This window comes from Bradyrhizobium sp. (genome assembly GCF_030693485.1).
In the GTDB taxonomy this organism is placed as follows: Bacteria; Pseudomonadota; Alphaproteobacteria; order Rhizobiales; family Xanthobacteraceae; genus Bradyrhizobium.
In genome coordinates this window covers 1-9,398 of record NZ_JAUYAN010000213.1, presented here as the reverse complement: position 1 = coordinate 9,398, position 9,398 = coordinate 1, and the positions used below count along the sequence as shown (strand labels likewise).

10 protein-coding genes and 1 tRNA gene are annotated in these 9,398 nt (G+C 63.8%); 7 read left to right on the top strand and 4 right to left on the bottom strand.

The features are described from left to right. Both Q8N40_RS15840 and Q8N40_RS15835 read right to left on the bottom strand, forming a co-directional pair. Positions 1-90 (bottom strand) — tRNA-Ser (locus Q8N40_RS15840). A gap of 317 nt (positions 91-407) precedes the next feature. Beyond that, the gene (locus Q8N40_RS15835; RefSeq protein ID WP_305318696.1) at positions 408-1,523 is read right to left on the bottom strand and encodes an ROK family protein; all 1,116 of its coding nucleotides are present in this window, start codon (positions 1,521-1,523) and stop codon (positions 408-410) included. A gap of 364 nt (positions 1,524-1,887) precedes the next feature. Between Q8N40_RS15835 and rplU the strand changes: the two genes are divergently transcribed. The 3 genes from rplU (at position 1,888) to Q8N40_RS15820 (ending at position 3,522) form a co-directional block, all read left to right on the top strand. Then, positions 1,888-2,397, top strand: coding sequence for a 50S ribosomal protein L21 (gene rplU, locus Q8N40_RS15830; protein WP_305712472.1), 510 nt, complete (start codon positions 1,888-1,890; stop codon positions 2,395-2,397). A gap of 81 nt (positions 2,398-2,478) precedes the next feature. Next, positions 2,479-2,751, top strand: a complete 273-nt coding sequence (rpmA, locus tag Q8N40_RS15825) for a 50S ribosomal protein L27 (protein ID WP_079606818.1) — start codon at positions 2,479-2,481, stop codon at positions 2,749-2,751. A 174-nt stretch (positions 2,752-2,925) separates the two neighbouring features. Further along, the gene (locus Q8N40_RS15820; protein WP_305712471.1) at positions 2,926-3,522 is read left to right on the top strand and encodes a GNAT family N-acetyltransferase; all 597 of its coding nucleotides are present in this window, start codon (positions 2,926-2,928) and stop codon (positions 3,520-3,522) included. Between the two features lie 54 nt (positions 3,523-3,576). Here Q8N40_RS15820 and Q8N40_RS15815 read toward each other — a convergent pair whose 3' ends face one another. Continuing rightward, on the bottom strand, positions 3,577-4,494 hold the full coding sequence (locus Q8N40_RS15815; RefSeq protein ID WP_305712470.1) for a DMT family transporter: 918 nt from the start codon (positions 4,492-4,494) through the stop codon (positions 3,577-3,579). A gap of 188 nt (positions 4,495-4,682) precedes the next feature. Here Q8N40_RS15815 and Q8N40_RS15810 point away from each other — a divergent pair, with 188 nt between their 5' ends. Then, entirely contained in the window at positions 4,683-5,162 is a 480-nt protein-coding gene (locus tag Q8N40_RS15810; RefSeq protein ID WP_305712469.1) for a MaoC family dehydratase, read from the top strand. Positions 5,163-5,205: 43 nt separating this feature from the next. On the opposite strand, the gene Q8N40_RS15805 is transcribed toward Q8N40_RS15810, so the two are convergent. Beyond that, the gene (locus tag Q8N40_RS15805; RefSeq protein ID WP_305712468.1) at positions 5,206-6,642 is read right to left on the bottom strand and encodes an NAD-dependent succinate-semialdehyde dehydrogenase; all 1,437 of its coding nucleotides are present in this window, start codon (positions 6,640-6,642) and stop codon (positions 5,206-5,208) included. A gap of 124 nt (positions 6,643-6,766) precedes the next feature. On the opposite strand from Q8N40_RS15805, the gene Q8N40_RS15800 reads away from it, so the two are divergent. The 3 genes from Q8N40_RS15800 to proB all read left to right on the top strand — a co-directional run. Beyond that, positions 6,767-7,591, top strand: coding sequence for an SDR family NAD(P)-dependent oxidoreductase (locus tag Q8N40_RS15800; RefSeq protein ID WP_305712467.1), 825 nt, complete (start codon positions 6,767-6,769; stop codon positions 7,589-7,591). A gap of 146 nt (positions 7,592-7,737) precedes the next feature. Continuing rightward, positions 7,738-8,787, top strand: a complete 1,050-nt coding sequence (obgE, locus tag Q8N40_RS15795) for a GTPase ObgE (RefSeq protein ID WP_305712466.1) — start codon at positions 7,738-7,740, stop codon at positions 8,785-8,787. Positions 8,788-8,859: 72 nt separating this feature from the next. Further along, positions 8,860-9,398 (top strand): glutamate 5-kinase (gene proB, locus Q8N40_RS15790; RefSeq protein ID WP_305712465.1); only part of this gene is annotated, 539 nt, incomplete at its 3' end.

Sequence of the window (9,398 nt, the reverse complement as noted above, 5' to 3'; positions counted from 1 at the left end):
TGGCGGAGAGGGAGGGATTCGAACCCCCGATAGGCTTGCACCTATGCCGCATTTCGAGTGCGGTGCATTCGACCACTCTGCCACCTCTCCAGGCGCCATTGCGGGTGGTTTGATCCGCCCGCGGTCGGGGCGAGTTCTAGGCGAGGATGGCGGGGCAGACAAGGCGCTGGCGGCAGGAATTTGCCGATCCAGGGCAAACCTTGCCCAGCGGCAAGAGTGGGGCCGCCAGACGCGACAAACCCTGGCGGCCCCGTGTCGCGTCATTGAAATTCTGGCCGGAAGTGCGGCTTCGCTGGCCAGTCTGAGCGACGGCTTGACCGTAGCGGGCCGCCGGAAATCGGCAACGCGATCCGTATTTTAACCTAACCAGTCAAGGTTACCCGCCCAGGGACCTCAATCGGTGAACCTCAATCCTTGCTCTTCTTTTCCTTCTTGTCGTCCTTCTTGTCTTCCCTGGCCTTCCTGCCGTTCTTTTCCTTGGCTCGGTTGGTGAAACGCGCATTGCCAAGGCCGGTGCCGATGGTCAGCACGCCCCAGCTCTCGACGTCCTGCATGAACGGAACCTCGGAAAGCCCCTGCGCCACGCCATCATTATGCATCAGCACCGCGGTGTCGTGATCGCCGATCTGCGGGATGCCCTCGACCAGGCTGGCCGGCAGGTTGAACTTGCTGCTTTCCCAGTTGCCCGGCAGGTTCTGGGCGCCCTTTTCGATGGAGCCGTCCCCGTTGATGACGCCGGGACAGGAAATCCCGATAAAGGGCGCCAGCTTCAACCCTTCGGCCTCGGCCGCGGTGATCAGCCCCTTCAGCATCTTGACCAGCCGCTTGACCGTTCCCTCCCGGGTCGGCTCGTCGTCGGCGTGGCGCCAGAGTTCGGATTTGAACACTTCGGCCTTGGATAAATCCTTGGCCTTTTTCCAGCGGGTTTCGACCACGCCACAGCGGATATTGGTGCCGCCGATGTCGACCGCGATGATGCTGTCATGGGCCTCGAAGATCCAGGACGGCGCCAGATGCAGGCAGCCGATCAGACCGGCTTCATCAGGGTGAAAGCGGATCGGCACCAGGTCGACGTCGAACTCCGCGGCCTTGAGCAGGACATCCGTGCGCGCGATCGCGAGTTCGCCGACCCGGCTCAGCCGAAAGCCGCCACCGACCACGATGCGCTCGGTGCCGGCCCAGGCCTTGGTCTTGAGAAACCGCCCGGTCACATAGGCCAGTTCCTGGGCGAATTCCTCGATCGCGCCGTGCACCAGCGCGGCGGCGTGGATGTCCTCGCCGACCAGCGCCTCGTCGAGCTCGGTCTTGCCGATGTCATCGGAGTCCTTGTTGCCGAGCGGATCGTCATCGTCCTTCAGCTTGCGCAGTCCGTCCAGAATCCGGCGAAACGCGCCCTTGCTGGCGCGGTCGCCGAGAAAGCCGTCATCGTCCTTGAGCTCGATATTGAAACTGTCGACGTCGACCGACGGCAGCCGGGTGGCGCCGTGGCGGGCGATGCCCGTCGTCGTAGTATCCTCAGCCATTTTTTTGCCCCTGCGGTCAGAATTCGCGGGACAACGGCGGGGGAACCCATTGGTTTCACGAAGGCGAGTAGCGAATGGCGCGTGGCGAACGGGCCCCTGCATTCGCTATACCCCGCCCATTCGCCCGTTTCGGCCCAAATCCGGCATATTTGGCCGGTTTTTGGGCCGGATTTCCTTGACTCATGGCCGTCACCGGCTATAAGTCCCGCCAATCCGGCGCGAGGTTTTCTCGCGCTGTTTGTTTTTGCGCGAATTCAAGGGATCGCTCCCGAGAGAACCGCGCGGAAATTGAACCCATAACGACTGAAGAAAAAGCCGGCCCGGACTTGTCCGAGGCCGGGATCGAACACGAAGGAATTAAACGATGTTCGCAGTCATCAAAACCGGCGGCCGGCAATACCGCGTCGTTCCGGATGATGTGCTCGAGATTGGCAAGATCGCCGGCGATGTCGGAACGATCGTGCAGCTTGGCGAAGTTCTGCTAGTCGGCGGTGAATCGCCGGTGCTCGGCGTGCCGACGGTAGCAGGTGCTTCGGTGGCAGCCGAAGTGCTGCAGCACAAGCGCGGCCCCAAGGTCATCTCATTCAAGAAGCGCCGCCGCAAGAATTCGCGCCGCAAGCGCGGCTACCGCGACGAGATCACGGTGCTGCGCATCACCGAGATCCTGACCAACGACAACAAGCCGACCATCGGCCCTCGCCCGAAGCGCGAGAAGCCGGTTGTGGTGGCGCCCGTCGACGGCGACGACGACGATGACGCGCCGGTGGCCAAGAAGAAGGCGCCCGCGAGGAAGCCGGTGGCCAAGGCAACGACCAAGGCCGCGGCCAAGCCGCGCGCCAAGCCCGATGCGAAGAAGCCGCCCGCGAAAAAGTGACAAGAACTGAATCGTGACAAAAAGTGAGATGATTCCGTCAAGGAATTGATCTAGAAATTTGAGAGAAGTTGGAGACGGGCCATGGCTCACAAAAAAGCAGGCGGTTCATCGCGAAACGGACGAGATTCCGCAGGCAAGCGCCTCGGCATCAAGGCATATGGCGGCGAGCACGTGATCCCCGGCAACATCATTGCGCGTCAGCGCGGCACCACCTGGCATCCCGGCCTTAATGTCGGCATGGGCACCGACCATACTCTGTTTGCCAAGGTCGAAGGCCATGTCGAGTTTCGTGCCAAAGCCAACGGCCGCACTTTCGTATCGGTTGTACCGATGATGGAAGCCGCGGCCGAGTAAACGGTGGACAACATGAGTCCGCCGGGTCCTGTTGAACCGGCGGAGCTCCTGAGGGCTCTATTGGGGAGGCGGGAAACCGGCCTCCTCTTTTTTATGCGTGTTCCGCAAAAGTGGACACCGGTTTTGCGACCAGAACACGCATCATAGTCAAAGAGCTGTCTCCAGGAGCCCGACATGCTGCAGGATATCCCGACTCCGACATTGCACAAGGCCAGTCCCTGCGTCCTCGAGACCGAACGGCTGATGCTGCGCAGGCCGACGCTCGCGGACGTAAAAGCGATCGCGGCTCTGGCCAATGATCGCCGCATTGCAGAAATGACCCGCCGCCTGCCGCATCCCTACACCCAGGACCATGCGATCGAATTCGTGCGCGCGATGGCGGCCGATGCCCGCGAGACCGTGTTCCTGATCGAAGACAATTTCGTGCCGGTCGGCATGGTCGGCGTCGACTGGCGCGAGCCGGAGGCGCCGGAGCTTGGCTACTGGCTCGGCGTCGATCATTGGGGCCAGGGGTTTGGCACCGAGGCGGCGCGGGCGGTGATCGATTTCACCTTCGAGGAATTCGCGGTCGAGCACCTGATCTCCGGCGCCCGGGTCGCCAACCCGTCCTCGCGCAACATTCTGGAGAAATGCGGCTTCCAGTGGAGCGGCGTCGAGCTGCACCGCTTCGAGGCGCTGGGATCGTCGACCCCGGTCGATCGCTTCCGGTTGAGCCGGAGTGTGTGGTCGTCGCTGAAGAACTGGAACAGTTCGAGAAGGCATGAAGGGTAGCAACAACCGTCGTCCCGGCTCAAGGCCGGGACGACGGGCGAATGGATTTGCGCCTCACACCGGCGGATTGACCACCGGCTCCTCGTGCCCGAGCTTTTGTTCGCGCCAGAAGATATAAATCCCCGCGGCGATGATGATGGCCGCGCCGATGATGGTCGGCGGCTGCGGGATGTCGCCCCATACGAAATAGCCGAACATCACGGCCCAGACGATCATCGAATACTGATACGGCACCACCACGCTGGCGGGCGCGAGTTTCAGGGAACGATTGACGCAGAGCAACGCGCCGACCGAGATGAAGCCGGCCGCCGCGAACAGGCCGAGGCTGCCGAGGCCGGGCGTCACCCAGCCGAACGGCGCCATCAGCGCACCCAGCGCGAAGGTGCCGACAAATTGCGAGGTCGCCAGCACGATATCCGGCGTCGCCCGCAGCGAGCGGGTAATCAGCATCAGTAACGCAAACGACAGGCTGCCGCCGAGCGCAATCATGGCGGGCCAGCTCACCGTCTGTGCCGACGGCTGCAGCGCGATCAGCACGCCGCAAAATCCGATCAGCACCGCGGTCCAGCGCCGCCAGCCGACATGCTCCCGCAGCACCAGCGCCGACAGCGCAGTGACGAAAATCGGCGCCGCCAGATAGTAGGTGATGACATCCGCAAGCGGCAGATAGACGGTCGCGATGAAAAACGCCGCGACTTCGAGGGTGGAGAGCGTCACCCGCAGCAGCTGCAGCCACGGCCGCTCCAGCCTGCCGAACGCCGCGCGCTGCCGCCAGACTATCGGCAGCAGCACCAGCAGCGCCGCGCAGGCGCGCAGCCACAGCAATTGCCCGACCGAATAGGTCGCGACCATGTACTTGCCCAGCGCGTCGCCGAACGAGAACATGAAGATCGCCAGCAGCATCAGCCCGATGCCGGCCAACCGCGCGGACCGATCGTCCAGCCCGGTCGAGATTTTTGCAAGCAGAGTCATGGTACCCGGGCGTTTCCCACTTGTTCTTTGCGATGGCTCGTTCCGGCCATCCGCGTCTTTTGCGCATCGCTGTTTTAAAGGCGTGGAGACCTGAGACAAGCCCGGGCCGCGGAATTGAGCCAATTGTCGCAGTCCCAGCTCTGCGATACCGGTACGTCACGCTTGCAAACCATCACAGGAAATCTGGCATGACCGAGTTTGATCCCGCCTTGCACCGCATGGTGCCGGAACAACGCTGGTTCGAGGATTTCGTACTCGGCGAACGCTTCGTCATTCCCGGCCGCACCCAGACCACCGGGGTGTTCGCCGCGTTCCAGGCCGCAAGCGGCGACACCCATCCGATCCATTACGACGTCGAATATTGCCGCGCCCGCGGCATGCCGGACCTGCTGGCGCATGGCTTCCAGACCCTGGTCCACACCGCGCCGGGGGCCGGCCTGTTTCCCCATATCGTCGAGGATTCGCTGGTCGGCTTTCTCGAACAATCGAGCAAATTTCTGAAGCCCGTCTATGCCGGCGACACCCTCTATCCCGCGCTGGAAGTGACCGAACTCGTGCCGGGCCGGACCACCGGCGTGGTGGCCCTGCGCAGCACCGTGTTCAACCAGCGCCGCGAACTGGTGCTGGAGGGGCTGCAGAAGTTTCTGATCCGCCGGCGGCCCGCTTGATAGCGAGGCCGCCGGCAGGTCGCTGCGAGCCGTGACGGCTTTCTCAGACCCCGGTCTGTGAAATAAACTTGGTGTTGAAATAGGCATCCATGGCTTCGGTGCCGCCCTCCGAGCCATATCCGGAGTCCTTGATGCCACCGAACGGCACTTCGGGCAGCGCCAGACCAAAACTGTTGATCGAAACCATGCCGCTCTCGATGTTGGCGCCGATCGCGGTTGCGGTCTTGGTCGAACTGGTGAAAGCGTAGGAGGCAAGGCCGAAGGGCAGGCGATTGGCCTCCTCAGTCACCTCGTCGAGCGTCGAGAAGCGCGAGATCAGCGCCAGCGGACCGAACGGCTCCTCGTTCATGGCGCGCGCGTCCTTCGGCACATCGCTGACGACGGTGGGCTCGTAGAAATAGCCCTTGTTGCCGACACGATGGCCGCCGGTCTCCAGCCTGGCGCCCTTGCCGATGGCGTCCTGTACCATGCCCTCGATCGCGATCACGCGGCGCGGATTGGCGAGCGAGCCCATCTTCGAGTCGGGGTCCATGCCGTTGCCGACGTTCATCGATTTGGCGCCCTCGACGAACTTGTCGACGAATTCGCGGAACACATCGTCCTGCACCAGCATCCGGGTCGGCGAAATGCAGACCTGGCCGGCGTTGCGGTATTTCGCCGCCGACAGGATTTTTGCCGCCGAGGTCACGTCCGCGTCGTTGAAAACGATCGCCGGCGCATGCCCGCCCAATTCCATGGTGGCGCGCTTCATGTGCAAGCCGGCCAGCGCCGACAATTGCTTGCCGACCACGGTCGAGCCGGTGAAGGAGATCTTGCGGATCACCGGATGCGGAATCAGATATTCCGAGATCTCGGATGGCACGCCATAGACCAGATTGATCACGCCATCCGGCACGCCGGCGTCCGCAAAGGCGCGGATCAGCTGGGCAGGAGATGCCGGGGTTTCCTCCGGAGCCTTGACGATAATCGAGCATCCCGACGCCAGCGCGGCGGAGAGCTTGCGCACCACCTGGTTGATCGGGAAATTCCAGGGCGTGAAGGCCGCGACCGGACCGACCGGCTCCTTGATCGCCATTTGATAGATGCCCGGCCCGCGCGCCGGAATCAGCCGTCCATAGGCGCGCTTGGCTTCTTCGGCGAACCACTCGATGACGTCGGCAGCCGCCATCGCTTCCATTTTGGCTTCGGCCAGCGTCTTGCCCTGCTCCATCGTCAGCAGCGGCGCGATTTCGTCATTGCGCTCGCGCATGATGGCAGCGGCCTTGCGCATGATCTTGCAGCGGTCGAACGCCGATACCGCGCGCCAGACCTTGAAACCGGCGGCGGCGGCGGCAAGCGCCTCGTCGAGGTCGGAACGCCCTGCATGCGCGACCGTGCCGATCGTCTCTTCGGTCGCGGGATTGAGCACCTCGATGGTCTTGCCGCTGTGCGCGGGACGCCATTTGCCGTTGATGAATAACTGGGTGTTCGGATAGGCCACGAAAACTTCTCCCTGATCGGACGTTATGGGCGCAACATGCGAATAGTTCTGCAAAAGATCAAGTTGGCGCTTTATGCCAAGCCGGCTAGACGTTTTTGATTTTCCCTAACCGAAGGATAGCGACATGGCTTCACACGACGGTGCTCGGCCGTTAACGGGCAAGATCGCGCTGGTAACCGGCGCCGGACGCGGGCTCGGCCGCGCCTTTGCCGAGCGGCTCGCCAGCCTCGGGGCCGATGTCGCCATTCACGGCATGCGCGAGAACGGGCCGGCGGAATATGGCGAGGGCACCACGCTGACGGCGGTGGCGGAAGCGGTCGCAACGGATCACGGGGTGCGCACCATCCGCGTGCTCGGCGACCTGACCAGGGGCGACGACATCGAGCGCATCGTCGAGACAACATCCCGCTCGCTCGGGCCGATCGATATCCTGGTCCACAATGCCGGCGGCGACATTGCGGCGGCCGGCGGCAAGCCAAATCCGAACGATGCCGTCGGCATTCGCGAGGAGGACGTGCGCGCGGTGCTGGACCGCAACCTGCTTTCGACCATCCTGACCTGTCAGGCAGTGGCGCGCGGCATGATGGAACGGCGCTCCGGCCGCATCGTCACCATCGGCTCGGTCGCGGCCTTCAAGGGCCGCACCCAGGGCTCGATCTATGCCGTCGCCAAGGCCGGCATGACGCACTACACGCGCTGCCTCGCCGACCAGTTGCGGCCCTACGACATCAACGTGAACTGCATCGCGCCCGGCGACACCCGCACCGGCCGCTTCATGGGCACACGCAGCGTGGACCAGACCCGGCTCGCCGAGACCGGCACGCTGGACCGTATCGCCACCGTCGACGAGGTGGCGCGGGTGGTCGAGGTGTTTGCCGGTCCGCTCGGGGCGTTCGTCTCCGGGCAGGTGTTGCGGGTCGATGGCGGCGGACAGTGCTGGCCGGGGTGAGGCTTTTCAAAAATTCGCAAAACAACCCCATGCAATGAAATGTCAACGCCGCCAAACGCCTCAAAAAGGCCCGAAACGGGCACTTTTCGCGTCGATTCCGGCATCTAAAGGTTGCCCCGCCGACCCCCCTGCACTACCTGTAGCCCATGAAATTCCTTGACGAAGCAAAGGTCTATATCCGCTCCGGCGACGGTGGGAATGGCTGTGTGGCGTTCCGCCGCGAGAAGTATATCGAGTTCGGCGGACCCTCCGGCGGCAATGGCGGCCGCGGCGGCGACGTCATCATCGAAGTGGTCGACGGGCTCAACACGCTGATCGACTACCGCTACCAGCAGCACTTCAAGGCGCAGAAGGGCACCAATGGCATGGGCAAGGACCGCCATGGCGCCAACGGCAAGGCCATCGTGCTCAAGGTGCCGGTGGGGACGCAGCTGTTCGACGAGGATCGCGAAACCCTGATCCACGACTTCACCGCGCTCGGCGAAAAATTCGTGCTGGCTGAAGGCGGCAATGGCGGCTTCGGCAACGCGCATTTCAAATCGTCCACCAACCGCGCCCCGCGCAACGCCAATCCCGGCCAGGAAGGCGAAGAGCGCTGGATCTGGATGCGGCTGAAGCTGATTGCCGACGCCGGCCTGGTCGGCCTGCCCAACGCCGGCAAGTCGACCTTCCTGTCCGTGGTCAGCGCCGCCAAGCCGAAGATCGCCGATTATCCGTTCACTACGCTGCATCCGCAGCTCGGCGTGGTCGATGTCGACGGCCGCGAATTCGTGCTGGCGGATATTCCGGGCCTGATCGAGGGCGCGCATGAAGGCGCCGGCCTCGGCGACCGCTTTCTCGGCCATGTCGAACGCTGCCGCGTGCTGCTGCATCTGGTGGATGCCACCTGCGAGCATGCCGGCAAGGCCTACAAGACGGTGCGGACCGAACTCGACGCCTATGAGGGCAATCTCGCCGACAAGATCGAGATCGTGGCGCTGAACAAGATCGACGCGGTGACCGCGGACGAATTGAAAAAGCAGAAAGACCGGCTGAAGCGCGCTGCGAAGAAAACCCCGCTGCTGATGTCGGGCGTCACCGGCGAAGGCGTCAAGGACGCGCTGCGGGCGCTGGTCGCAGTGATCGGCGAAGCCCCGGTGTCGCTCAAGGCCAAGGGCACCCCGGCCGAGCCGTGGTCGCCGGCGCCGCAGGGCTGACATGAGCCCTGACTTGCGCCGGTTCCGGCCCGCTGCGAAACTCGCAACCAACGCTTCACTCGACTGCATCCCATGACCCGCCCCTCGCTCGAGAATTTTCGCCGCATCGTCGTCAAGGTCGGCTCGTCACTGCTGATCGACTCCGATGCGGGCGAAGTGCGGGAGGCGTGGCTCGCCGCGCTGGCTGCCGACATCGCCAAACTGCACGGCGAGGGCCGCGACGTGCTGGTGGTCTCGTCCGGCTCAATCGCGCTTGGCCGCAGCCGACTTAAATTGCCGCGCGGCGCGCTGAAGCTGGAGGAAAGCCAGGGCGCCGCCGCGGTGGGGCAGATCGCGCTGGCGCGGATCTGGTCGGAGGTGCTGGGCCATCACGGCATCGGCGCCGGACAGATCCTGGTGACGCTGCAGGACACCGAGGAACGCCGCCGCTATCTCAATGCGCGCTCGACCATCGCCAAGCTGCTGGAATGGCGCGCGGTGCCGGTCATCAACGAGAACGACACCGTCGCCACCAACGAAATCCGCTACGGCGACAATGACCGCCTCGCCGCCCGCGTCGCCACCATGGCGAGCGCCGACTTGCTGATCCTGCTGTCCGACATCGACGGCCT